Here is a 25,968-nt window from a genome sequence, read left to right on the forward strand (position 1 = left end):
CTCCCCACTCCCCATGCCCCCCCTGCTCACCGTCAACAACCTCACCACCCATTTCCATACCCACTCAGGCACTGTCCACGCCGTTAACAACATCAGCTTTGCGGTCAAGCCAGGAGAAACCGTTGGCATTGTCGGTGAATCCGGCTCAGGCAAAAGTATCACCATGCTTTCTGTGCTACGCATGGTGCCGAGCCCAGCGGGGAAGATTATCCAGGGCGAAGTCCTGTTTGACAATCAGAACCTGCTGCAGCTGTCGGCTGCCAAGATGCGACAAATCCGGGGAAACCGCATCGCCATGATTTTTCAAGACCCGATGACGTCGCTAAATCCCGTATTAACGGTAGAACGTCAGCTGACAGAAGCCCTGCGATTACATCTAAAAATGACCAAACCCCAGGCCATAGAACGGGCGATTCAACTGTTGGACCATGTGGGTATTCCCGGTGCCGCCCAGCGGCTAAAAAACTATCCCCACCAGTTTTCCGGGGGGATGCGTCAGCGAGTGATGATCGCCATGGGACTGGCCTGTAACCCGCAGCTATTAATTGCCGATGAACCCACAACAGCCCTGGACGTCACCATCCAGGCTCAGATTGTTGCCCTAATTAAAGATCTCCGGCAAGAAACAGGTATGGCAATTATTTGGATTACCCACGATTTATCCCTGCTAGCGGGGATCGCCGATCGAATTCTTGTATTATATGCCGGACAAATTGTCGAATCTGCTCCCCTGCATCAGCTTTATGAGACGCCTCGTCACCCTTATACCCTGGGCCTGTTACAAAGCATTCCCCGGCTGGATCAGACCCGGCGCACCCGGCTTAAACCCATTGATGGCCAGCCACCGGATTTAGTCAACTATCCCACGGGCTGCCCCTTTGCATCACGCTGTGCTTTTGTCGTCGATCGATGTCATCAAGCCGATCCGCCGTTAGAGACGATCGATAGGGAGCACCAAGTCGCCTGTTGGGTTCAACCCAATGGTGCAGCGGTATTATCAGAGCTTCGACCAACCACAGCCTAAGAAGATTTATGTCCCCACCGCTTATTCGTGTTGAAAATCTCAAGGTTCACTTTCCGGTCAAACAGGGGTTGATCTGGCAACGTCAGGTGGGTTGGGTCAAGGCGGTTGATGGTCTCAATTTTACGATCCAGCCAGGGGAAACCTTAGGGCTGGTGGGAGAATCGGGCTGTGGGAAGAGTACAACCGGACGGGCGATTTTGCAGATGCAACGTCCCACAGCGGGCAAAGTTTATTTTGAAGATACGGAGCTAACGGCGTTACAAGGAGAACCCTTGCGACAGCAGCGTCAACGGATGCAAATGATTTTTCAAGATCCCTATGCATCCCTCAATCCGCGCATGACGGTGGGCAGCCTGGTGGGAGAACCCCTGGCAGTGCATCAGCTGGCCCAGGGTAAAGAGAAACGCGATCGCATCTATCAGCTCCTCGCAATGGTTGGGCTGCAACCCCAGTATTACCACCGCTATCCCCATGAATTTTCAGGCGGTCAGCGTCAGCGCATCGTGATTGCCCGTGCCCTGGCCGCTAATCCTGACTTTATTATTGGCGATGAGCCCATTGCCGCCCTGGATGTTTCGATTCAGGCCCAGGTGATCAATCTGCTGCAGACGCTACAAACAGAGCTGGGGTTAACCTATCTGTTTATTGCCCATGACCTCAGCGTGGTGCGTCACATTGCAGACCGGGTGGCCGTTATGTATCTTGGCAAAATTGTCGAGCTGGCCGATCGAGTTAGTCTCTATGAGAATCCGCTACATCCCTATACTCAGTCTTTACTATCAGCGGTGCCCATCCCCGACCCCACCTTGGAAGCCAAACGCCAGCGTATTATCTTAACCGGCGATGTCCCCAGTCCTATGCATCCGCCCAAAGGTTGTTGTTTTCATACCCGCTGTCCCTTTGTGATGCCAGCGTGTCGTCAGGAGCCAGGTCCTGTTTTTAAGGCTGTGAGTCCGGGGCATAGTGTGGCCTGTCATTTGGTGGAGCAGTGAGGAGGAAAGGGGTGAGGGGGTGGATGGGTGGATGGGTGGATGAGTGGGGGGTGGATGGGTGGATGAGTGGGGGGTGGATGGGTGGATGGGTGATTTAAGTGCAAGTGGTTTAGCCTTCGAATCCCATTGCTTTTAGATTTTTTTCCACCTTAGCGTGATGTTCTGTCTGCCAGTCTTCTAGAGACCGGGTCTCATCTTTGTCAGCTCGTCGTTTGGCTGTTTCCCAAACAGATTCTTGCTGTGGGCTGGGAATCACGGCAATTCCTTCTTCATCGGCAACAACAATATCCCCTGGTTCTACTTGGACGCCGCCGCAGATAATTGTGTTTTGTAGGGTACCGGGTCCTTGTTTTGCCCCTGGTATGGGCATGGCTCCTCGCGCAAAAACTGGGAACTGGAGCTCGCGGACCTCGGCTACATCTCGGATCACTCCGTCAATTACAAAGCCGATAATTCCTCTTTTTTGGGCGGTGGCGCAGACATTGCCGCCTGCCATGGCATAGTCTATATCACTGGCTTTTACTACAATTATTGATCCTGGTTCTGCTCTGTAAATGGCGGCGTGTAGCATCAGGTTATCCCCTGGGGCACAGCTGACGGTGTAGGCTGGTCCGGCAATTCGGGGTATGCGGGGCCACATTTCTCGGATGCCCATATCCATGAATTGTTCGCGCCCGAGCGATGCATCGGCATAGGCGGTGGGAGATAGCTGATTAAACTTTGAGTTGTGGTCCATGGGTGGCATAACTACCGATTCTTAGGCTCCCACCATACACTGTCAGGTTTGGAATCGGGGCTTTTTTATTTATAGAAAATGAGAAGATATTAATAAGATGGTCTGGTGGGTTGTGGCTCGTTTGCTGGGGACAGGGTTTTGGGGTAGGTGAGGGGGTGGATGGGTAGATGGGTGGATGGGTGAGTGCGATCGCGACTATCTGCTAGAGCTTTTTGGGGTTGGTGCTTTAGCTGTGATATTGGTGCCTTTGTAGCCATTGGCTTTTGTGCGGTCGTGGCTCTGATGATCTAAGGCATCCTGTGCTATTGGTACCCTGTAAGTGGATCAGTAGACTAAGTACAATACCAGCCGTTATGATATGCGCGAGTGTATGGATGTTTCTGAGGCCCTGCCGATCAAAGGCCATCAAAGCCTTAGCCACGGGCTAATTAGGGAGTTTTGCTCTATCTACAGGTCCGCGCAAATGCTAGAACCGTTTGGATTCGCGCTTTTGAAGGTTGAAGTAAGTCTGAAATTTTTGTATGGTTTTTTGCAGGGTGACTATAATGGTTAGGTCCGCGCAAATGTACCTTGAAAATTTAATGCAGCCAGCGTTTCAATTGGCTGCAGTCACAACTACCAATTACCCCTCACGGGGATTGAAACAAGATGGATGTATCGGTACCACCATTGCCATCGGGTCACAACTACCAATTACCCCTCACGGGGATTGAAACGTGTGCCTAACGACAAGGCCATTATTGACGCCATGGGTCACAACTACCAATTACCCCTCACGGGGATTGAAACCAAGATGGTTTAGTTTGAACCGTAATGGTTCATCTGGTCACAACTATCAATTACCCCTCACGGGGATTGAAACTTTAATTTGTTGTAAATACGCGCATAAACAGCGCGTCACAACTACCAATTACCCCTCACGGGGATTGAAACTTGTAGCCAACGAGCAGATCCCTTAACGGAAATGAGTCACAACTACCAATTACCCCTCACGGGGATTGAAACGTATTGAAGTGTGATGTGTCTGTGCGCGGGTACCGTCACAACTACCAATTACCCCTCACGGGGATTGAAACGCCATCAGCCTAGGAATCAGCGGCGAGCAAATCCAGTCACAACCACCAATTACCCCTCACGGGGATTGAAACATTCACCGGCTTCAGGGCTTCCAGTCTGGTCCGTCACAACTACCAATTACCCCTCACGGGGATTGAAACATGAAGATGCAAAGCGACTGAGACGGGGGTATTTTGTCACAACTACCAATTACCCCTCACGGGGATTGAAACCAAACTGGTATTGCTCAACTCCGCTTGCAAGAATATGGTCTAGGTCACAACCACCAATTACCCCTCACGGGGATTGAAACTTCGAAGACGGAACCAGGCATAATACCGTAATCCAGTCACAACCACCAATTACCCCTCACGGGGATTGAAACTTCAATGTATTTTTGGAGTGCTTCATTGATTTTTGGGTCACAATACCAATTACCCCTCACGGGGATTGAAATATGATCTCCACCCCGGGACACTAAGTCCCTCAACGTCACAACTACCAATTACCCCTCACGGGGATTGAAACAAACCCCTCAGCAGGGAGACCCCCAGGGTATAGAGTCACAACTACCAATTACCCCTCACGGGGATTGAAACAGTTTCTACGGCACCGTCGAAGGGTTTCAGGATTTTTTCGTCACAACTACCAATTACCCCTCACGGGGATTGAAACCGCTATGTCCCGGACCACGGGGGAATGAAATACGTCGTCACAACTACCAATTACCCCTCACGGGGATTGAAACCGAGAAAGTGAGAGCGGCGCTAAAGGTCGACACGTAAGTCACAACTACCAATTACCCCTCACGGGGATTGAAACTGCTTCTCTGGGGATAGTAGGATCAGCGGTGGTTTGTCACAACCACCAATTACCCCTCACTGCTACTGTATATACACATCTAGAAGATAATGGTCTAAAAGGTACTGCTGGCCTTGAATTGGCCCTCACCCTAAATCCCTCTCCCGCAGGGCGAGGGACTTTGACTCTGGCTCCCTTCTTCGCCTTGTGGGAGAAGGAGCTGGGGGATGTGGAGCTTTGCTCTTCTCGCAGAGTGGGCTCGAAAATTGGAGCTGCTCTCCGACTTGTGTATACACAGTAGCCCCTCACAGGGATTGAAACAATGCACTTAAGAGAACCTGGGCCTCTCACCAAGAAGTCACAACTACCCATCACCCCTCTCAGCAACCATGAAGTGCTATAGCGGCATCAAGGGCTGGTTACTTGAAAATACCAAATCATCCAAATCACCAACAGCTTTGAAGCAATCAGCCCAGCAGAGCATCAGCGACTGTTTGGGCCTATACCGAAAGGAAAAAACGAGGAAAGACTACTCGGTCATCAAAAGTAAACATGAGTATGTCTAAGGAGAAAAGATTAAGGAGCCGGTAGTGGCTTCCTCACCATAGGTTAAAGTTAACTGCTCATTATTCTCCAGCGTTACCTGATGAACCCCTTTCAGGGCAGCAAAGAACATCGTTTCCTGCTCCATAATTGGCTGATCACAGGCCCGCCTTGTCGCCTGTAGAGGATCTACTATAATCCGATCACCTTCTACACGATAATTAGTCATATACTGGTTGCATCCTCCAGTACCGCTAATTTGTGTCTGTTCAAAGTTCAAAGATATATTCACCTCAGGCATCAAAGCGATAGCCTGACCATCCTGAGTCCAGGATGTTAGTCGCCAGTTTGGCTGGCTCTGGGCAAGGGCGAAGAGATCTTCAGGAGGAAATTGAAGTATGCCAGAACTCATGGCAGAATCAGAAGCTATGCTATGACTTTCGTCTGAGTCAGAGATTACAGATACCTCGGAGGTAGAATCTTGACAAGATGCTAGAAACAAGCTGAGGGCAAAAAGATTGCCTGCGAGAGCAGCCACGGTTGTGGTAACTGCTATGGGGGAACGAGAAGTAAGCTTTTTCATGGTTTATCCCCAATCAAAGGCGTTTAAGAATCAAGTTGTGTTATGACGAATTTCAAATGGATAACGTACACTCTTACTTTAAAGTAATAGGTTCTTTGTTATTCGGGTTCATAGTTACTAAAAGTGAAACCACCCCATCACTCATCCACCCCTCCACAGCCTCAACCTGGGACTTTATTTTTGTGTAATCCCCTAACTACCCCTGCTAGTTCAGCAAGGTCGCTCATATTCATTATATTTTCAACACTCTCCTCTCTTTTAGCAGAAAGGAGAGGATGATGAGCGTCCTTACTGTATACTACTAGTCGCAATATCCTTGATCTGCAAGGGTTGAACCCCCTGTTACAAAAGAACACAAGGTATTTAGCAAAGAACCAATATTTCCCGCCCCATAAGTCCCGTAGCTAGCATTGGGATACTCAGAGTTTTGCCCAAACTGGGAAGAGTAGTTGTCCTTAGGAGTGTTAGGGTTGGCTGCTCCCCAAGAGGTTACACCAACAATTACATTATTTGCTGCAGAGTCACCAGGACCAGCCCCATTAGAGAACACTGGATCTTTATACTTGAAATTTGCTATCCACGGTCCACCACTGGCACCCCCTGTAAACGTACTACCTTGGTAAATTTGACTTGCTCCACTCACTGTCGTTAGATAGCTGGGTCCATCGCTTCTTTGCATGATGCGGCCCTGATCTAACAAGCCGGGGTACCCCAGAGCCGATAGTGCAGCAACTGCTAGGTTGCCTGTGCGAGGATGACTCACGAAGGAATAGTTATTCCATCCATAATTAAGCCACCCTGTTAAATCGCCGATAAACTGATTGGATGAGTTTCTTCCCAATGCCATCACAGCGAGATCGTTGTTTCTGGCTGCACCACTACCAGTGTCTGTGCCATTGGTCCAACTAGATGGACGGACCATAACTCTCCAAGACCAAGAGCCATAGGGAGCGCTGCCGTCGTGAAACGCCGGGGTAAATGTCCATCTTCTGAAGGTGTCATTGCCGGAACCAAAATCTTGGATACAATGAGCAGCCGTTACTATGACACTGCGTCGTATTAAGCTGGCTGAACAGGTGAAGGAGCCTGAATCATCCTGAAAAGTGAGTCTGCCAATTGCTCTATAGGGATAGGTCGCACTTAAATATCCCCCATTATTTGATGCTATATTCCCAGTCGGCAAATGCTCAACACGAGCTGCTGTATAAGGTACACTAAAAGAGCCAAAGGCTCGCGGTTCGGTGTTGCTAGATTCTGCGTTGTCAGATTCTGCTGCTGGTTTTACTCCTGGTGTATTTTGGAGTTGTTGGGCAGGTCTGACTGCATCAGTGTTTGGGGGTGATAGAGGATTAATGTGCGGGCTAGCGTCTAAGATCTGTCGCTCATTCATACCGGCAGATGACCGATCATTAACAATGACTTGATCCCTATTTTGGGTCCGATTTCCAGGTGAGGAGGCAGGTCTAGTTTCTCTGGTGGAGGGAGAGTTGGTTGTGGAAGGGCTAGAAGGGGACGTTTGTCTGTCTAGGCACTCCTGCTCCCCAGTTTGGGGATTAATCCAAAAGTTAACGCAACCTTGAGCTATGTTTGTTTGGCTAATTGAGGTGATAACTACAACACCAATTGACAGAATACCAAGAGGTAAACTGGATAACCATACAGCTTTTCTTCTCATATCTAAAAGCCTGATTTTACTGACAATGATCCTGATGTCTGCTGATAGTCAGCGATAGAATAACGTCTTTAGTCTGCTGATGTAGCTATTGAACAAATTAGGAACCCCAGGGTTCAAAGCTTGCTCAGACAGTATTTTGCAATAGTAATCTAAAAAGCCTGGCTAACTTGCATCAATGCTTCTCAGTATGATACTTCGCGTAGTATCAGATCCATTTTTTAAACAAAGTTTAAAACAAGCTGCTGCTGAGTTGTCTATAGGTCATGAAGTCATCAATCATTGCTCTGCATTAGCCCACTCTACGAGAAGCCGCTCAGGCGTCTACATCCTAAGTCCTTCTCCCCCAGGGAGAAGGACTTTGATCTGACTCCCCCTTCTCCCCGCGGGAGAAGGGGTTGGGGGATGAGGGCTTTGCTCTTTTCACAGAGTGGGCTCGATATCTTGAGTTAGGCTTCGATTTGTGGAAATCAGCTCCATGCTTTGCATTAGCCCACTCTACGAGGAGCCGCTCAGGCGTCTACACCCTAAATCCTTCTCCCCCAGGGAGAAGGACTTTGATCTGACTCCCCTTCTCCCCACGGGAGAAGGGGTTGGGGGATGAGGGCTTTGCTCTTCTCACAGAGTGGGCTCGAACTCTAGAGCTATTCTCCGACTTATGCATACACGTTAGCTCTCCATGGGAGAGAGGACTGGGGAGAGAGCTATCCGAACATCAACAAAGTCGAAACTGTTTACTCCCCATTCCTAATAAACGTGTATTGATTCCGATAACAGTTCAACAAAACTTCCCAAGCTCAGGGGAGCGCTAGGATAACTCTCAGAACAGATACATCTTCGCTACAGAGAGTCCACAGTGAGATGATTTGAGCAAGTTCGAGCCGAATTCATTCACAGGATGAAATGGCTCGCTCCTAAGCGAAAATAGCGCACGCCCCATAGGAAAAACAGAAAAATCCAGAGAGGGTCTCTTCAGCACTAAAAACAACTGACAACAAAGTCTTTGCCATGTTCCTGGTGAAGACACTAGTACTCGATGGCAGAAATTTGGCAGCTATTTCATCCACCCATCCACATTTGATGGTGGGCCAACTTACGCCACAGAGTACCAGTTGCGCTTAAATAATTCCTCCGTTACCCCATCACTCATCCACCCATCTATAGCTTCAACCTAGAACTTTATTGTTGTGCAATCTCCTGAGATTGCCAAAGTTCAAAACACCTTACACCTCAGGCTCTTCAGTAAAGAGAGGTTTTGCGCTTACCTGCTTAGCCTCTTGCTCGATCTCCTTACTAAGAAAATAATTAAGGAATGTACGAATCACGGCGATCGCAGCCAGTTGACCCAGGGTATCAAACGAGGGCGCAATGGTAGTCCCTAAAATATCCGCCCCCAGCTGGAATTCTAACCCCAGGGCTAACCAGGAGCCTAAGGTCAGACGAATATCAATAAACGGTGGGATATACAGCCGACCTGGCCGTCTTATCACCAGCTGTAGACAGGCAATCAGCCCCAATAGGATACATAAAACTGAAATAGCCTCAAAACACAACTTGAGAATTCCAACAATTGCTGCTAGTCCGCTTGCCAATAGGTCCATGGATAACGCTGATTTAACATTCTCATTACCCTACCCCATTCCAACTTCACTAAATCTGTGCAGTCTGACGGGCTGATTTCTGATGCTTGAATTACAGTGAGGGATAGATGCGACTGGCACCCCCCATGCAAGAACTCTGGTGGATTTTAATGTTTCGACTGAGGTTACAGCTGGCGTTAATCCAGCTGGCAGCCGTGGAATCCTACGGCAGTATTGCCTATGAATATGAGAAAAACTCGTACCCGCTGGCAATGGCCGATGTGTTGTGGGGACAGCAATCATCGGGACTAGCGTTTCTGCAGCAAATTGATGAACAGGCGACAGAAACTCAGGGCATTGACCTGCTGTCGGGATTTACCCTCAAGGGTCAGATCCGCAAGTATTTTTACTTTGGTGACCAGCTGGACCCGGCCTATCGACAGCGTATGTGGGAGGCTATGCATGAGTTTACCCTCACCGATCCACTCAACCGCATCGCTGATCCGCCGAGAAAGTTTTGGGCGCGTTCCACTGATGACTGTAAGACGCCAGTGGATTGTCGTAATACTGACAATTTGCGAGCGATGCGAGAAACGTCGGTGTATCTGATGGCGGAAGAGACGGGGAATGAGGCCACCCGATTAATTTATAAACAACATCTGGAGCGCTATGTTTCTACACTGCTGGATATTGGCATGGGAGAGTGGGATAGCCCGGTCTACCACGGGTTTACTACAGCCGCTTATCTAAACCTGTATGATTTTGCTGATGATCCTGAGGTAAAACAGCTGGCCCATGATGCTCTGGACTGGCTCTATCGCTCTGCGGCTATCAAGTACTGGCGTGGCAGCTGGAATGGTCCTTCTAAGCGTAACTATGGGGATAATGCGGCGCGGTTTTTCTGGCTCTATTTTGGTCATGCTCCGGCCCCTGATGAGATTGAGCGGGATTGGATCTATGCTTTGACCAGTGAGTATTTGCCCCCTGATGATGCGATCGCAATTGCCCAGCGTCGTTTCTTTCACCCGTTCGAGCTACGTCGCACCCATCCCCACTACGAAAATTGGAAGCCTGGCCTCTATGGTCCTGCTTTTTATGAAACGGTGTACCTGGGCCATAGCTATCAGCTGGGCAGTTTGGCCAGGGGCACTGGCGGTGACTGGAATGGCTTTAGTTTGCGTATGGCCAATGGCACACAGACCGATGAACTGCAGGTGAATGCTAAGTCTCCCCACCGGATTGCCCAGTATGAAAATATCCTGATCTGGCAGGGTCAGACCGCGCCGGAGCTGACCCTGCCAGCGTCCTGTTCTGAAACGGTAGATCACGATATTACCTTTCTGGCCTGTGACCAAACCTGGATCGCGATCCATCGCTTTGGGCAAGGGTTTGCCTTAGAAATTGGCGAAGCGCAAACCGACAGTTTTGTTCGGTTTAAACAGGCGGTAACTGACCAGGCCCGACTGACCGTAGCTGCTGATCGCATAGAGTATCGCGATAGTGTGGGTAAACGGGTTGCGATCGCAGCAACCCAGACAACAGATTTGCCTCAAGTATGGCGCGATCGCACACTACACAACTGGCAAACCCACAGCAACAACCCAGCGTTGTCCTGGTAAAATTCTTCGGGTTCAGCCCCAGGTAAACCAGTGGGTTAAACCTGGGCTAATCTAAATGCCGCCCCCAAACCGGCCCCCATCTCTTCAGGGGTAATTTTGCCGTCATGGTCAATATCTAAAGCATCAAAGACAGCGTCCGCCCCCAGCCACTCTTCACGGGTGATAAACCCATCGCCATCTAGATCATAGGCCCGAAAGATATCTTCAGCCGCGTGGCTCACTACCTCATTTCCGTCTAGCTGAGACAGACGTTCGGCCAGGAGTGCTTCTAACGACTCCAGCGCCTTCGTAAAGCCCTGAATACCTTCCGCTAGCTTTTCTGACGCCATCCGGTCAGCTGCGTGCATTTTGTCAAAGGTGCCTTGATCGACGGAGATTTTCTGGATTTCTAACGTCTTTGCTTTTTCAGGAGATAACTTGCGGGGGAGTTCAGCGGTGACTGCATCCAGCTGCGCCAGAAGCTTGGGAGAGATTGTCAGCAAATCGCAGCCAGCTAGCTCAGTTAGCTCATCGGTGTTGCGAAAGCTGGCCCCCATGACTTCAGTGCTATAGCCAAACTTTTTGTAGTAGTTAAAGATTTCTGTTACTGACAAAACACCGGGATCTTCTGCGGGTGCATAGGAATCTCGGCCAGTATCTTTTTTATACCAGTCAAGAATGCGGCCCACAAACGGCGAAATTAGGGTGATACCTGCCTCAGCGCAAGCAATTGCCTGATGTAATCCAAATAGCAACGTCAGGTTACAGTGAATCCCTTCTTTTTCTAAAATCTCAGCGGCTTTGATCCCCTCCCAGGTAGAGGCGATCTTGATCAAAATTCTCTCGCGGGAGATGCCAGCATTCTCATACTGGGCAATTAAATCTCGGGCGGTGGCGATAGTGCCTTCAGTGTCGTAGGATAGGCGCGCATCGACTTCAGTGGAAACACGACCCGGAATAATTTCCAGAATTTTACGGCCAAAGGCTACGGCCAGACGCTTAAAGGCTAAATTAACAATTTCCTGGGTGCTGGCGTCGGCACCGGCATCAGCCTTAGCAGTTTGCAATGTTTCGTCAACAATACCTTGATACTGAGGCATCTGGGCCGCGGCTGTGATCAAGGATGGATTGGTCGTAGCATCGCGCGGTTTAAATTTCTCAATCGCTTGGATATCACCGGTATCGGCAACTACGACAGTCATTTCACGTAACTGTTCCAGGAGAGTCTGTGCCATGGAGTGCTCCATTTCGTCTGCTAACCACGTCTGTATTGTAATCACTCCCAACTAAACCGTCTGCAATCTAAAGACTGATTATGGAAGTAGCATAGATTTGGGTTGATTTAGGCCAGTATGGGCTGCTTTTGCAGGCAATGCCAACAGTCTTGAGCAATTGCCCAGTCTTCTTGGGTGTGAATTACCAGCACACGAACTGTGGAGTCAGGTGTGGCGATATCTTGATCAACGGGTTGATTTTCGTTTTTACTGGGGTCCAGCTTTAGACCTAAAAATTTCATTGATTTACAGACATCTGCCCGGATTGAGGTAGCGTGTTCACCAATGCCAGCGGTAAATACAATGGCATCGACACCGTTCAAACTCATGAGCATGGCACCCAGACAGGCTTTGAGGCGATGGAGATAAATATCTCGGGCTAATCTTGCGCGGGGGTTTCCAGCTGCGATCGCTGGTCTAATTTGGCGCAGATCGTGAGAGATTCCAGAAATACCTTTGAGCCCAGATTCTTTATTCAGCATCTGGTCCAGCTGATCGGCACTATAGCCCTGCCGCATTAGGTGAATTAAAATACCGGGATCAACAGATCCACAACGGGTGCCCATCATCAACCCATCCAGGGGGGTAAATCCCATAGTGGTATCGATGCTGTGGCCATTTTGAACGGCTGAAAGAGAGCCGCCATTGCCCAAATGACAAATAATTAGGTGTAAATCATCCTGCCCTAATATCTGAGCAGCTCGCTGACTGCAATATTGATGACTAATGCCGTGAAACCCATAGCGACGGATGCCTTGTTTGACCCAATCATAAGGCCCTGGATAAATGGCGGCCACATCGGGGATCTGGCTATGGAAAGCGGTATCAAACACTGCTATCTGGGGAACTCCTCCCAGTAGCTCTTCCATCAGTTCAATCCCTTCCAAATTGGCTGGATTATGGTTAGGAGCTAGCTGTTTGAGGCGGTCAATTTCTGCTTTAACTGCGGGGGTGACAACGGTGCTGGCTTGATATGTCTGGCCACCATGTACCACCCGATGACCAACAGCATCGATCTCCTGAGGATTGTTGAGCACCTGGGTAGTACCCTGCCACAGAGTGCTGAGCACCTGGGAAAGAATATCTCGGCGTGAGGTGATAGCCAGCTTTTGTTCTAAAGACTGCCCAGCCTGGGTGTCGACCTCTATGACGGCTTGTTCTGGATACCAGTCGATCTGGGCCTCCCAAACCGGGACGGGGGTGTTCTCTGGGAGATGATCACCCAGGGTATATAAACAGAGTTTGTGGCTGCTAGAGCCAGCATTGAGGACAAGAATTTTCATAGATGCAAAAAGTAAAGATTTAAACTTATGGGGTATTGACCTGCAAGCCAGCATTGGCCTGAATATACTCTTTGAGTTTCACCGGCACTGGTTTGACCTGCCAGATATTTTTGGCATAGTCACGAATCGATCGGTCTGAAGAGAATTTACCCATACGAGCTGAGTTGAGGATGGACATACGGGTCCAGTGGGTAGCGTCAGCATAGGCTTGACTCACCCGGTCCTGACACTCCACATAGGCCTGATAGTCAGCTAGAAGCAGATAGGGATCTTGGTACAGCAGGTTATCAACCAGGGGTCTAAACAGGTTTTGATCACCTTGGGAGAACACACCAGAGGAGAGCTGATCGATGATGTTTTGAAGACTGGAATGACGATGATAATATTTCTTCGGCTGATAGCCCTGGTCTTTTAACGCCATCACGTCTTCTACCGTTAAGCCAAACAAGAAGAAATTCTCGTCTCCTACGGCGTCACGAATCTCGACATTGGCTCCATCCAGTGTGCCAATGGTCAACGCACCATTCATCGAGAACTTCATGTTGCCGGTGCCTGAGGCCTCTTTACCTGCAGTAGAAATCTGCTCTGAGAGATCTGCGGCTGGATAAACCGGCTGGCTATTAGTGACATTGTAGTCAGGTAAAAACACCACCTTAAGACGACCGGCCACATCGGGATCGTGGTTGACCACCTCGCCCACAGACGTAATCAGCTTAATCATCAGCTTGGCCATAAAGTAGCCTGGGGCTGCTTTGCCACCAAACACAAATGTGCGGGGTACCATCGTCTGGGTCGGATTTGCTTTAAGCCGGTTATAGAGCGTAATTATATGCAACACATTTAAGTGCTGACGCTTGTACTCATGAATCCGCTTGACCTGAATGTCAAACATCGATGTGGGATCAACTTCGATGCCGGTAAAGTCTAGAATGCGTTGGGCCAAACGTTGTTTATTAGCCAGCTTGACCTGCTGCCAGGCCGAGCAAAATCCAGAGTCGTTTACCAATGCCTCTAGCTGTTTTAGCTGGTCTAGATCCTGTACCCAGCCATTGCCAATCTTGCTGGTAATCAGCTCCGCCAGCTGGGGGTTACTCAACACCAGCCAGCGTCGCGGCGTTACTCCATTGGTCACGTTAGTAATCTTTTGGGGCCACAGCTGATGAAAATCTTTCAGGACGGTACTTTTGACTAGCTCACTATGGAGAGCGGCCACGCCATTAATGGAATAACTGCCCACCGAGGCCAGGTTGGCCATCCGCACATAGCGTTCTCCCGACTCGTCAATCAGCGATAGCGCCGCTAGTTTACCATCATCGTCAGGAAACTGTTGTTGCACCTGGTCTAGAAACCGTTGGTTAATCTCATAAATAATTTCCAGATGCCGGGGCAACAACCGCCCAAATAGGCCTATAGGCCATTTCTCCAGGGCTTCGGGCAATAGCGTATGGTTGGTATAGGCAAAGGTCTTTTGGGTGACCTGCCAGGCGGTATCCCAGGGCATAGCGTGCTCATCCACCAACAGCCGCATCAGCTCGGCCACACCCACGGCTGGATGGGTGTCATTTAGCTGAGCGGTGAACTTCTCATGGAATGTTTCCAGACGGTTCCCCTCTGCCAGGTGAATCCGAATCATGTCCTGCAGCGAACAGGATACAAAGAAATACTGCTGCTGTAATCGCAGCTCTTTACCTTGAATCTGCTCATCGTTGGGGTATAGCACCTTAGTCAGGTTCTCTGCGGTGGTCTTGGCATTGACGGCACCGTAGTAATCCCCCTGATTAAACCGTTGAAAATTAAAAGACTCACTGGCCTCTGCTTTCCACAGACGTAGGGTATTTGCTGTGTTAACCCGGTATCCTAAAATCGGCGTGTCGTAGGGAACGCCCTTGAGGGCATAGTTGGGTACCCAGCGTACTCGCTGCTCGCCTTGCTCAGTGGTATAAAACTCCGTGTATCCCCCAAACTTAACCTCAACGGCTGAGTCAGCTTGCAGGATCTCCCAGGGATTGCCATACTGCAGCCACTTATCGGTAATCTCCACTTGCCAGCCGTCACAAATCTCCTGGTCAAAAATGCCAAACTCGTAGCGAATACCATAGCCGATAGCGGGAATTTCCAGGCTAGCCAGTGATTCCATATAACATGCGGCCAAGCGGCCCAGACCGCCATTCCCCAGACCGGGTTCTTCTTCTTGGGCAATCAGCTGGTCTAAATTTAGCCCTGATTCTGTGATGGCTTTTTCAACCGGTTGGTAAATGTTAAGGTTGACCAGATTGTTACCAAGATGGGGGCCTAACAAAAATTCAGCTGATAGATAGCAAACCATCCTGACACCCGCTCCATCATAGGCTTCACGGGTCGCCAGCCACCGCTGTAAAAGCCGATCTCGCACCGTATAGGCCAGGGCCATATAGTAGTCATTCTGCGTCGCAATGTCAGGATACTTACCCTGTATATAAAACAGGTTGTCGGCCATAGCCCGCCGCAGAGTGCCAATACTCAGACCTGTACGGTCGTCTTCAACCTGCATCGTGTTGGGCAAAGCTGTATTTTGAGCTGTCATGGAAATGTCTCTAATGTTGAACCAATCTCTGTTGTTTAAAAACCAACCAAACCAAAAAGCTTCTCCCTGATCAGGAAGAAGCTTTTTGGTTTAAGGACTATCTAATCGCAGGGATTTACATAAGGCCACTTCCATTGCACAATCTCATCCTGGTCTTTACCATGCTCGTGGGCATAGGCTAAACACTCAATGATCTTGTTTTTCATCCGTTCCTTCACATGGGCGGCGGCTGACCCGAGCTTCGGTACGCGGTTAATCACGTCAATCACCAAATTAAAGCGATCGACCTGGTTGTTGATGGCCAGCTCTAGGGGCGTGTTGATATTCCCTTCTTCTTTATAGCCACGGACATGAATCCGTTCTTGCTTAGACCGACGATATACCAGCTTGTGGATCAGCCAGGGATAGCCGTGGAAGTTAAAGATAACGGGTTTATCCGGTGTGAATAGCGAGTTAAAATCCCAATCTGATAAACCATGGGGATGCTCCCCTTCCGACACTAGCTTAAACAAATCCACTACGTTGATAAACCGGACCTTGAGTTCAGGAAACTCTGCTCGCAAAATTGCTGTTGCGGCCAATGCCTCCATTGTCGGAATATCACCACAGCAGGCCATGACAACATCGGGTTCATCGGGCTCTGTACCGCAGTCATCGTTGCTGGCCCAGTCCCAAATCCCCACTCCTTTGGTGCAATGGGCAATGGCATCATCCATAGGCAGATATTGCAGGTGTTTCTGCTTATCGGAGACAATGACATTAATGTAGTCTGTACTACGGAAACAATGGTCGGCCACTGACAACAGACAGTTGGCATCCGGTGGAAAGTAGAGTCTGACGACATCGGGACTCTTATTGGTGACCAGGTCGATATACCCTGGGTCCTGGTGGCTAAAGCCATTGTGGTCCTGTCGCCACACCAGGGACGATAGCAAAATATTAAGAGACGAGACCGAGCGCCGCCAGGGTACGTGATTGCGACAAATGTCTAACCACTTGGCATGCTGATTAAACATGGAATCTACCACGTGGGCAAAGGCCTCATAGGTATGGAAAAGACCATGCCGCCCGGTGAGTAAATAGGCCTCTAGCCATCCTTGTAGCGTGTGCTCACTGAGCATTTCCATCACCCGACCATCGCGGGAGAGTTCAGTTCCCCCTTCATCTTCTGGGTAGATGTCTGCCATCCATACTTTCTTGGTGACCTCGTAGACATCCTGTAGACGGTTGGATGCGGTTTCATCCGGTCCCATGATCCGGAAGTTGTTGGGGTTATCGCGAATGATGTCTCGCATTAAAAAGCCCAGCACCTTGGTATTTTCGAATTCTTCGATGCCAGGTCGTTCCATCTGAATGGCATAGTCACGAAAATCTGGCATTTTTAAGGCCTTACGTAGAAGACCCCCGTTTGCATGGGGGTTTGATCCCATCCGTCGATTGCCGGTCGGGCTTAAGGCTTTAAGTTCAGGGATCAGGGTGCCTGCTTGATCAAATAGCTCGTCCGGTCGATAGCTGCGCATCCATTCTTCTAATTTACGCAGGTGGTCGGGGTTGTCGTGCATGCCGCCCATGGGGACCTGGTGCGATCGCCAAAAGTCTTCCACTTTTTTGCCATCGACTTCAGCAGGCCCGGTCCAACCTTTCGGTGTACGCAACACGATCAGCGGCCAACGAGGACGCTCAATTTTGCCGGATATCCGAGCTTCTCGCTGAATCTCTTTAATTTTCAGCACACATTCTTCCATCACCGCTGCCATCTTTTGATGCATCTCGGCGGGATCTTTCCCTTCTACAAAGTAGGGCGTGTAACCATACCCTCGGAATAAATATTCCAGTTCTTCGTGAGAGATACGGGCCAAAATAGTTGGGTTAGCAATCTTGTACCCATTCAGGTTTAAAACGGGCAGTACGGCACCATCGCGAGCCGGGTTAATAAATTTATTAGAATGCCAGGCTGTTGCCAGCGGGCCGGTCTCGGCCTCACCATCCCCCACAACACAGGTAACAATCAGGTCAGGATTATCTAATACGGCTCCGTAGGCATGGGAAACACTGTATCCCAGCTCACCCCCTTCGTGAACTGATCCCGGTGTTTCTGGAGTGACATGGCTACCGATGAAGCCAGGGAAGGAGAATTGCTTAAAGAAGCGTTGCATCCCTTCAGCATCTTCACTTTTATCGGGATATATCTCTGAATAGGTTCCCTCTAGATAAACAGGGCCTAAAACACCGGGAGCACCATGCCCCGGACCCGCTACAAAGATCATATCTAGATCGTATTTCTTGATCAGACGGTTACAGTGGATATAGGTAAAACTTAAGGCGGGAGATGCTCCCCAGTGACCGAGCAGACGATGTTTTACCTGTTCTGCTGTCAGGGGGGCTTTAAGCAAGGGATTATCCCGCAGATAAATCATGCCAACAGCGAGATAGTTGCATGCTCGCCAGTATGCATCCATTAAGTTCAGCTCATCGCTGGATAGCGCCGATGTCGATGAGAAATTTGGTTGAATTGGGGTTTGAACCATAATTCGTCTTCCTTTAGATACAGTGAGCTAGTGGGTTCTAGACTTGGAGCTAGATTTAGACATTGATAAAGGTCTATGCTGTGCTGCGATTGTTATGAGAAGTATGAGAAGTATGAGAGGGACTTACTGATTTGAAGGAAACATTCGAGCAGTAGGAATCATGTCTAAAACGCATGTCTCGCGCATACTAGCTGGGATTAAACAAAACAAAAAGTAACAGCGGAGCCATTTTTGTGTTGCTTTTGTGTTTGTCAATCGGTTGCATGGGCTAACTATTCGTATATATCCGTCTTCTACTTGCGAACATGTCACTATGCTAGCTCCTTCGATAACAATTGAAGATTAGGAACTCATAATGTTTGCTGTTGTAAATATGAACAGATCTGAAACGGCTTGATCCCCTTGAACAGAGACTACAACTTCAAGGATTGAACGTTCTTCTCAGCGGAAAATTCAGAGCACTCACCATTTTGGAAGGCTACTGAACACGTTTGGTTATGCTGGTGAAGCTTTTAGTGTTTTTTAAGAATTGCTATGCTTCCATTTATTTGAGACTTTCAATCTGGCCTTACTATAGCCATAAATTTTAAGAATCAACCATGGCTTATGGGCGTACCAGAGTGACACCATAAGGTGGCCAAAATTTTATAGAGTATTCAACATTGAAGCTCACAATTTTGTGGCTTTAAGCGGGGTATAAAAAATCAGTGTATTGGTCTGGCCGAGACATATCTGCCAAAGCCTGGGTAAAACCCCGCCCTATCTAATCAGAACAGCTGAGATATTTCTATTGAAGAGATCTGATGAAGGGTTGAATGCGGTCTATAAAGTATTTTCTGGGATGTAGCCTCGACCACACTCAATTGATTAAAAATAGAGTTAGTTTAACTATCTGAATAGACTTGTCTCTGTCTGTAGGTGTAAAGGGTTGGATTATCTCTCGATATGATAATGGGCAAGGAAATTCCAAGGATGTCATTGGATGTCATTGTTCTGATGTCATCAGGGGATGATCGAAGGATAGTTTGCACTAACACTCATTATGAAAACAGCTTTTTTTAGCACCAAACGCTACGATGAACAATCATTTGAAAAAGTCAATGCCGATTACCACCATGAGCTAACGTTTTTTGAGCCGCGTCTAATGCTGGAGACAGCCACACTGGCGTCGGGCTTTCCAGCGGTGTGTACATTTATTAATGATGACTTAAGTGCTGGCACACTGCGTGCGATCGCAGCCGCTGGTACCCAACTCATTGCCCTACGCTGCGCTGGATTTAACAACGTTGACCTAAATATCGCCCAAGAACTAGGTATCAAAGTAGTGCGTGTTCCCGCCTATTCACCCTATGCCGTCGCAGAGCACGCCGTGGGACTGATTATGGCCCTCAATCGCAAACTCTATCGCGCCTATAACCGGGTGCGCGACGATAACTTCTCACTAGAAGGACTGATAGGGTTTGACCTGTACGGCAAAACTGTCGGTGTAGTGGGCACTGGCAAAATTGGCCAGTGCTTTGCTCAGATTATGAAAGGATTCGGCTGCAAGATCCTAGCCTACGACATCCGCCCTAATCCAGTCTGTTTAGAAATAGGCGTCAATTACGTTGAACTGCCCGAACTCCTAAAACAATCCGACATTATTTCACTCCACTGTCCATTATTGCCATCCACCCATCACCTTATTAATGCAGACTCATTGCAACACTTCAAACCGGGTGCAATGTTAATCAACACTAGCCGTGGGGGACTGATCAACACCAAGGCTGTAATTCACGCCATCAAATCAGGACAAGTAGGCTATTTTGGCATTGATGTTTATGAACACGAAGACAGTCTGTTTTTTGAAGACCTGTCGGACACAGTAATTCAGGATGACACATTTCAACTACTGCAATCTTTTTCAAATGTAGTGATCACAGCACACCAGGCATTCTTCACCAAAGAAGCCTTGCAAAATATTGCCGAAACAACCTTATCTAATATCAGTGATATAGATGCAGGTCGTGAATGTAGCAATGAAATCAAAGCCACCTAGATCAAGTTAAACAGTTTTGTCTGTTTTCTGCCAACAACAACTATATCGACCCCTATGAAACCTCTTCTACATCGCACTAAGATTGTTGCCACAATTGGACCAGCCAGCCGTTCCCCAGACGTGATTAAGCAGCTACTCTTAGCGGGTATGAATGTCGCCCGACTAAATTTTTCCCATGGCACCTATGCCGATCACGCCGAACAAATTCAACAGCTGCGAACAGTTTCTAATCAGTTAGAACTCCCCCTCACCCTACTCCAGGATTTGCAAGGGCCCAAGATTCGCATAGGTCAACTGTCTGTCGATGGCCTAGAACTCCACCCAGGAGAGACATTAACCCTGGTTCCTGAAGGAACCCACCATTCTGATGCCGTCAGTATTGACTATCCCTATCTGGCCGAAGAAGCAAAACCGGGCACTCAGATTTTGTTAGACGACGGTTTACTGGAATTGCAAGTTGACGCAGTTCAGGGAAATGCAGTCCAGTGCAGTGTTGTGACTGGAGGGATTCTCAAAAGTCGTAAGGGAGTGAACCTACCGAGTCTTGATCTAAAACTACCCTCAATGACAGACAAAGATAAAGAAGACTTAGCCTTTGGTATAGAACAGGGTGTAGATATGATCTCTCTGAGCTTTGTTCGTAAACCCGAGGATGTTCAAGAACTCAAAGCACTATTAGCCGCTAAAGGAGCCAACATTCCGGTCTTAGCCAAGCTAGAAAAGCCCCAGGCACTGACCAATTTGGAAGCGATTGTTGACGAGTGTGATGCGATTATGGTAGCTCGCGGCGACTTGGGGGTAGAAATGAAGCCCGAAAAAGTTCCCCTAATTCAAAAACGCATCATTCGCTTATGTAATCGCAAAGGAATTCCCGTGATCACAGCCACCCAAATGCTAGATAGCATGACCCACAGCCCCCGCCCCACCCGTGCTGAAGCCAGCGATGTCGCCAATGCAATTATGGATGGCACAGATGCCGTGATGTTATCAGGAGAGTCCGCCGTCGGAGACTACCCAGTAGAAGCCGTTAAAATGCTGGCACGAATTGCTACTGATGTGGAACCCGAGATTGACTATCCCAACTTCCCCCCCCAAAAGATTGACGTACCTGAGGCTATTAGTGAAGCCTTAAATGCCATCGACCACGTTCTAGACTTACAGTGTATTGTTGGCTTTACAGAAACTGGCTACACCGCCCGTTTAGCAGCTGCCGAACGTCCCAAAGCTGTAGTTGTCGCCTTAACAGCTAATCCTAAAATTTACAGACAGCTAAACCTAGTGTGGGGAGTCCGTCCTGTTTTATTAGAACAGCTAGACGGTTCTCTTGAAACACTTTTTGAACAGGTCGAAACCTGTCTATTAGAGAAAAAATTTGCCGCCCCTGGAGATCGAGTATTACTGCTCGGAGGATTGCCAATAAAAGTCTCTGGCTCCACTAATTTTCTCAAAATTCATACCATCGGTTCAGGACATTGATTTGAAGCTGTCTTACGCCACAAAATACTAGACAGTCATGTTAGAGTCATTTTTCTCTAATTAAATTAGAGTGTTCCCCTAGTGCAGCTATGGCAAATCTTTTCCATTTAGCATTTCCGGTTAGCAATATTCCCGACACCAAGCGATTTTATGTTGACGGTCTAGGTTGCCAACCTGGTCGTGAATCCCCCAGTGCCCTGATCATGAACTTTCAGGGCCATCAGTTAGTAGCCCATGTCACCCGCGCTCAGCTGTCTGACCAGGGGAGTATTTATCCCCGTCACTTTGGTTTAGTATTTGACACAGAAGCCGATTGGGAAGCCCTAGCAAAGCGAGCCGAAGCCCAGAAGCTGACCTTTTATCAACTGCCCAAGCGTCGCTTTGAAGGGACTCCTTTAGAGCACCGCACCTTCTTTCTAGAAGATCCCTTTCATAATCTGTTGGAATTTAAATACTATTGTTATCCGAATGCCATCTTTGGTGAGAGTAGTCATGCTCAAGTAGGCGAAGTCGCCATGACCTAATGCTTTAACCCCTGGGCAATAGCAGCTAAACCACGTTCGTCCCATACCATACCATCGTGGGTACGCACGGGTAGTCGTTGATTTTCACCCATAGGTAAACAACAATGGTATGCAGGCAAAACTAGCAGGTCATAGGGGGTCCACAGCCACAGCGGTCGACAGGCAACTAGCTGTTCCATATCTTGATTTAGATCCGTTAGAAAGTCACTGCCTGGCCGCATTTGCATACATCCTATATTCCACCGCAACCAGGCCAGGGCTGAGCCATAGTGAGGTACAGCTACACCAACAAACCGCTGCACCCGCTGCAAACCACCCAAACGCTGTAGGTAGTAGCGGCTAGCTAAACCACCCATGCTAAACCCAACCAGGGAAAAAGGTTGCTGCTCTCCCAGGGATGCCCGCACAAAAGCATCCATCTGCTCTGCCTGCTGTTCTATGCCAATATCGCCGTTATTGGGTTTCAGGCTAACCGCATAGACATTCCAACCTCGATTTTCCAAGTATGGGCGCAACCGTCCAAAAATATTGACGGTGTTCCATAGACCATGTACCAGCACAACGGCTGGTTTGCTATTATGCGTCACGCTGACCCCGACCCTCTAGCCAAAACAAAAACACGGCTATGCCAATTACGCCCATTTGCACAGCCAGATTAGGCAAAGCTGTCTCCACATTCTTACCTGCCAGCAGCTGGGTAAAAAATACAAACCCTCCCAATAAGCCAGAAGCCAGGACAGCGCCATAAATAACCTTCCGCAGTCCCTTAAACGGTGATTTGGTCTCCGCAACTAAACGCTCAAACCGTTCCTGGCTCATACCTGGAGGTTTGACCGGGGTGCGCTCATCAGACTTAGATTTAGACTTTTTTGCCATGGAAACCCTGCTTGAAAGATAAGTTACTATTTTTTCAAACTATGGGCCATCTTGATAGCCTTCGCTGCTATACTTAGCTTTCTAATATGCCAACGTGGCTCAGTGGTAGAGCACTCGATTCGTAATCGAGCGGTCGCGGGTTCAAATCCCGCCGTTGGCTTTATTTTAACTCAAATCTAAAAACCTGAAACCCTGGTCAAAGTGCTACCATGCAAAGGCTTTCAGCGATTGTCCTTTTTCAATCAGATCAGCTGAACTCAGCAAAATTGATCTGAATTAAGGGCAATTTTAGGGCAAATTTAGGGCAGATTTTTCTGAACTCACCATGGTTACGCAGTCCTCCTGGTCAAAATTCGATAGCCTGCTTGATGCAACCAATAAGCGTCTCGATAAGGTGCGTATTCGAAGACGCGGGAAGTCGTTGTACCTTCGCGCCACACTGCCTCCAAAATCTGGAGAACCGAAAGCAAAGCAGCGAGATTTGCCAACAGGAAAGTCAGCAAACAAACCAGGGCTCGAACAAGCGAGAGCACTCGCCCTCGATTTAGAATCAGAACTCCTTAGAAAATGCTTTAGCTGGGATAAGTGGGACCCTCGCTATCGGAAAAATACGTTTGATATCTCAAAATCCGCCTACGACTGGGGGCAAGAGTTTGGAACGCAAAAGGCACGACAAATCCAGGAATCAACTTACATTGACGATTACGCCAAACCGCTCTCAAAACTACCTCGTGATAAGCAGCTTAGTGGAGCACTGCTAAAAGCACACATTGAACAGCTCACTAAAGATAGAACAAAAAGTCGCGTTCGGTATGTGAGCTGTTATCAACAGCTTGCTGATTTCGCCGGTATTGAGGTTAATCTTAGAACCTTAAATCCTGCCGGAGGCTACAAGTCAAAGCCTATAAGAGCAGACGAGGTGCCAACAGATGAAGAGATTCTAGAAACGTGGGAGAAGCTTAGAAACCCAGAGTGGAAAGCGTTTTATGCTCGTATTGCCTGCTATGGAATGCGTCCACATGAACCATTCTTTGCAACGTTCTCTTCAGACCCTGATGACCCATTTGCAAAAATTCCAGATGAAACAAAGACCGGTTACCATATAGCCTACCCGTGGCCTGCCGACTGGTGGAGCATTATGAAGCCGTGGGAAGGGGAGCTTCCACCAGTTCAGATTGAAGGGAAAAACAATAAAATTCTTGGTAGCAAAGCAGGACGCTATTTTCGGGAGACGGGAAAAATTGGGCATACCCTTTATTTTGTACGCCATGCGTATGCCATTAGAACCGCGCTCAGTGGTGCTATCTCAGATTCAATCGCGGCAAAGTGGATGGGGCATTCAATTACAATTCACAGCCGCACCTATCATCAGGCCATTAGCGAGTCTCAGCACAAGCAAGCGTGGCAAACAGCAAAGAGTAGCGTAACGGCTAATAGTGAAGAGCTTCTGGTTGCTCCACAATAATGCGTTCATCTTCTGGTGTATTGATGACTGATTGAAAAAGCTGCCAGTTAATCTGCCAATCGCTTCCTACTTTGCGATAGTGCTTACCGTATGAAAGATCGCATCGCTTGCGGGTTGCCCTGGCGTATTCAGCAACCTTGACTTCTGAGAGGATTCTGCCTCTTGAAATCCCAAGTAGGTTTGAGGCTTGATTTGGCGAAACCCATTCAGAGAGGGGAAGCCCGAGAGCCTTAAGGGTTCTTTCTAAGATGAAAATACGGTTTTCCAGGAATCTGATTTGCTCTGCAAGGGACATGATGAGTCTCTGCTATTTCGGTCGGTATGGGAAAGGGAGTGCCTAACCCTAAATTGACTGTAGCTATCAGTCCATAAAGGGTCTTGATCAGAGATGACGAAATGAACTAACTCTGACCTTGAAATCCTCAATCAACTCACTATTCTGTAACGCAGAGTGGCTCTGCTTTGTCTGGACATCGCAGGTGTGTCTAAATTTTAGGTATTGAATGTGTCACATATATGCGACATACTAGGATAGGGGGTGTAAGGTGAGTCAATGGCAAATTCAGAAATACATCACTGAAGATGGTGATTGCCCATTCGATGAATGGTTCTTAAAACTGGATCGCCAGATACAGGTGCGCGTTGATGTCCGATTGGACCGAGTCAGTTTAGGTAACTTCGGTGATCACAAGCCAGTAGGTGAGGGGGTATATGAGTTGCGGTTTTTCTTTGGGCCTGGTTACCGCGTCTACTATGGGCTTGTTGGAAATCAGGTAGTACTCCTTCTCACAGGTGGAGCAAAAAAGAAACAGACAAAAGATATTAAAACAGCACAAAAGCTTTGGCAGGAATATAAACGTGAGCAAGCAGGAGATTAAGAGATGCCAGTAAAAGATTACCGGGATGATCAACTCAAAAGACTATCTGACCCAGAATACTCTTCACAGTATCTCAAAGTTGCGCTGGATGAAACGCTTCAAGATGGGAATATGGAAGCGTTTCTGCTTGCTCTAAAAAATGTCGTTGATGCAGCAGGCGCAGTTAAGGCTGTTGCCGAGGATGCAGACATTTCTCGCCAGCATCTTCATCGTCTTTTGAGCGGCAACGGAAACCCCACCCTTGAAACTACAGTTTCTATCTTGAATGCTGTAGGGCTTACCATTGATATCAAACCTCTTGAAAACCAGATTAAAATATAAAAGATGTGTTTTTTAAGAAAAAAGTGATTTTGTTTGATTTAGGCTGAAAATATCACCCTACAATTACCGAGTATTTCCCTAACAATCGGATCTAGTTGGTATTCAATATATATTTTTGAGGAAAGTTTGCATATAAAGTGGATTGATAAACGCGATT

20 protein-coding genes, 1 tRNA gene and 1 CRISPR repeat array are annotated in these 25,968 nt (G+C 48.3%); of the genes, 10 read left to right on the forward strand and 11 right to left on the reverse strand.

The window, feature by feature from the left end:
* Both N836_RS51495 and N836_RS51500 read left to right on the forward strand, forming a co-directional pair.
* Positions 1 to 1,024: ABC transporter ATP-binding protein (locus N836_RS51495; protein WP_051394570.1), on the forward strand; the 1,024-nt coding region annotated here is incomplete at its 5' end.
* Between the two features lie 8 nt (positions 1,025 to 1,032).
* Positions 1,033 to 2,016 (forward strand): ABC transporter ATP-binding protein, encoded by a 984-nt coding sequence (locus tag N836_RS51500; protein WP_023072640.1) that lies wholly within the window; start codon positions 1,033 to 1,035, stop codon positions 2,014 to 2,016.
* A gap of 109 nt (positions 2,017 to 2,125) precedes the next feature.
* Here the strand turns inward: N836_RS51500 and N836_RS51505 are convergent, their stop codons facing one another.
* The 4 genes from N836_RS51505 to N836_RS51525 all read right to left on the reverse strand — a co-directional run bounded on the left by N836_RS51505 (position 2,126) and on the right by N836_RS51525 (position 9,008).
* Positions 2,126 to 2,752 (reverse strand): RraA family protein, encoded by a 627-nt coding sequence (locus N836_RS51505; RefSeq protein ID WP_023072641.1) that lies wholly within the window; start codon positions 2,750 to 2,752, stop codon positions 2,126 to 2,128.
* A gap of 608 nt (positions 2,753 to 3,360) precedes the next feature.
* A CRISPR array of direct repeats spans positions 3,361 to 4,630; the repeat unit is 37 nt; unit sequence GTCACAACTACCAATTACCCCTCACGGGGATTGAAAC.
* Between the two features lie 541 nt (positions 4,631 to 5,171).
* Positions 5,172 to 5,735, reverse strand: a complete 564-nt coding sequence (locus N836_RS51515) for an META domain-containing protein (RefSeq protein WP_023072644.1) — start codon at positions 5,733 to 5,735, stop codon at positions 5,172 to 5,174.
* 301 nt (positions 5,736 to 6,036) lie between these two features.
* Positions 6,037 to 7,125, reverse strand: coding sequence for a trypsin-like serine peptidase (locus tag N836_RS51520; RefSeq protein WP_036053152.1), 1,089 nt, complete (start codon positions 7,123 to 7,125; stop codon positions 6,037 to 6,039).
* Between the two features lie 1,505 nt (positions 7,126 to 8,630).
* The gene (locus N836_RS51525) at positions 8,631 to 9,008 is read right to left on the reverse strand and encodes a DUF1622 domain-containing protein (RefSeq protein WP_023072646.1); all 378 of its coding nucleotides are present in this window, start codon (positions 9,006 to 9,008) and stop codon (positions 8,631 to 8,633) included.
* A gap of 107 nt (positions 9,009 to 9,115) precedes the next feature.
* Here N836_RS51525 and N836_RS51530 point away from each other — a divergent pair, with 107 nt between their 5' ends.
* Positions 9,116 to 10,606 carry a hypothetical protein gene (locus tag N836_RS51530; RefSeq protein ID WP_023072647.1) on the forward strand — a complete coding sequence of 497 codons (1,491 nt, stop codon included), beginning with the start codon at positions 9,116 to 9,118 and terminating at the stop codon, positions 10,604 to 10,606.
* Positions 10,607 to 10,641: 35 nt separating this feature from the next.
* Here the strand turns inward: N836_RS51530 and N836_RS51535 are convergent, their stop codons facing one another.
* The 4 genes from N836_RS51535 to N836_RS51550 form a co-directional block, all read right to left on the reverse strand.
* Positions 10,642 to 11,820: a transaldolase gene (locus N836_RS51535; protein WP_031292681.1), complete on the reverse strand. Its 1,179-nt coding sequence runs from the start codon at positions 11,818 to 11,820 to the stop codon at positions 10,642 to 10,644.
* Positions 11,821 to 11,927: 107 nt separating this feature from the next.
* Positions 11,928 to 13,142: an acetate kinase gene (locus tag N836_RS51540; protein WP_023072649.1), complete on the reverse strand. Its 1,215-nt coding sequence runs from the start codon at positions 13,140 to 13,142 to the stop codon at positions 11,928 to 11,930.
* 25 nt (positions 13,143 to 13,167) lie between these two features.
* On the reverse strand, positions 13,168 to 15,705 hold the full coding sequence (locus N836_RS51545; RefSeq protein ID WP_023072650.1) for a glycogen/starch/alpha-glucan phosphorylase: 2,538 nt from the start codon (positions 15,703 to 15,705) through the stop codon (positions 13,168 to 13,170).
* Between the two features lie 101 nt (positions 15,706 to 15,806).
* The gene (locus tag N836_RS51550) at positions 15,807 to 18,233 is read right to left on the reverse strand and encodes a phosphoketolase family protein (protein WP_023072651.1); all 2,427 of its coding nucleotides are present in this window, start codon (positions 18,231 to 18,233) and stop codon (positions 15,807 to 15,809) included.
* A gap of 1,042 nt (positions 18,234 to 19,275) precedes the next feature.
* Between N836_RS51550 and N836_RS51555 the strand changes: the two genes are divergently transcribed.
* From N836_RS51555 to N836_RS51565, 3 genes are all read left to right on the forward strand, one after another.
* On the forward strand, positions 19,276 to 20,271 hold the full coding sequence (locus tag N836_RS51555) for a 2-hydroxyacid dehydrogenase (RefSeq protein WP_023072652.1): 996 nt from the start codon (positions 19,276 to 19,278) through the stop codon (positions 20,269 to 20,271).
* A gap of 54 nt (positions 20,272 to 20,325) precedes the next feature.
* Positions 20,326 to 21,747 carry a pyruvate kinase gene (gene pyk, locus N836_RS51560; RefSeq protein ID WP_023072653.1) on the forward strand — a complete coding sequence of 474 codons (1,422 nt, stop codon included), beginning with the start codon at positions 20,326 to 20,328 and terminating at the stop codon, positions 21,745 to 21,747.
* Between the two features lie 89 nt (positions 21,748 to 21,836).
* Positions 21,837 to 22,271, forward strand: coding sequence for a VOC family protein (locus N836_RS51565; RefSeq protein WP_023072654.1), 435 nt, complete (start codon positions 21,837 to 21,839; stop codon positions 22,269 to 22,271).
* Here the strand turns inward: N836_RS51565 and N836_RS51570 are convergent.
* Together N836_RS51570 and N836_RS51575 are read right to left on the reverse strand one after the other, a co-directional pair.
* Positions 22,268 to 22,858, reverse strand: a complete 591-nt coding sequence (locus tag N836_RS51570; RefSeq protein ID WP_023072655.1) for an esterase/lipase family protein — start codon at positions 22,856 to 22,858, stop codon at positions 22,268 to 22,270. The genes N836_RS51565 and N836_RS51570 overlap by 4 nt on opposite strands.
* The gene (locus tag N836_RS51575; RefSeq protein WP_023072656.1) at positions 22,848 to 23,147 is read right to left on the reverse strand and encodes a DUF3493 domain-containing protein; all 300 of its coding nucleotides are present in this window, start codon (positions 23,145 to 23,147) and stop codon (positions 22,848 to 22,850) included. Before N836_RS51575 ends, N836_RS51570 begins: the two co-directional genes overlap by 11 nt.
* 88 nt (positions 23,148 to 23,235) lie before the next feature.
* Here N836_RS51575 and N836_RS51580 point away from each other — a divergent pair.
* Positions 23,236 to 23,307: transfer RNA gene (locus tag N836_RS51580), tRNA-Thr, on the forward strand.
* 165 nt (positions 23,308 to 23,472) lie between these two features.
* Positions 23,473 to 24,612, forward strand: coding sequence for a phage integrase (locus tag N836_RS51585; protein WP_023072657.1), 1,140 nt, complete (start codon positions 23,473 to 23,475; stop codon positions 24,610 to 24,612).
* Here the strand turns inward: N836_RS51585 and N836_RS51590 are convergent.
* Complete coding sequence (locus N836_RS51590; protein WP_023072658.1) at positions 24,578 to 24,907, reverse strand: hypothetical protein; 330 nt, start codon at positions 24,905 to 24,907, stop codon at positions 24,578 to 24,580. The two genes, N836_RS51585 and N836_RS51590, sit on opposite strands and share 35 nt — an antisense overlap.
* A 250-nt stretch (positions 24,908 to 25,157) precedes the next feature.
* On the opposite strand from N836_RS51590, the gene N836_RS51595 reads away from it, so the two are divergent.
* Both N836_RS51595 and N836_RS51600 read left to right on the forward strand, forming a co-directional pair.
* On the forward strand, positions 25,158 to 25,490 hold the full coding sequence (locus N836_RS51595) for a type II toxin-antitoxin system RelE/ParE family toxin (protein ID WP_023072659.1): 333 nt from the start codon (positions 25,158 to 25,160) through the stop codon (positions 25,488 to 25,490).
* A 3-nt stretch (positions 25,491 to 25,493) separates the two neighbouring features.
* Positions 25,494 to 25,811, forward strand: coding sequence for a helix-turn-helix domain-containing transcriptional regulator (locus N836_RS51600; protein ID WP_023072660.1), 318 nt, complete (start codon positions 25,494 to 25,496; stop codon positions 25,809 to 25,811).
* The last annotated feature ends 157 nt before the right edge of the window (positions 25,812 to 25,968 follow it).

This window comes from Leptolyngbya sp. Heron Island J (assembly GCF_000482245.1).
Lineage (GTDB): Bacteria > Cyanobacteriota > Cyanobacteriia > Phormidesmidales > Phormidesmidaceae > Leptothoe.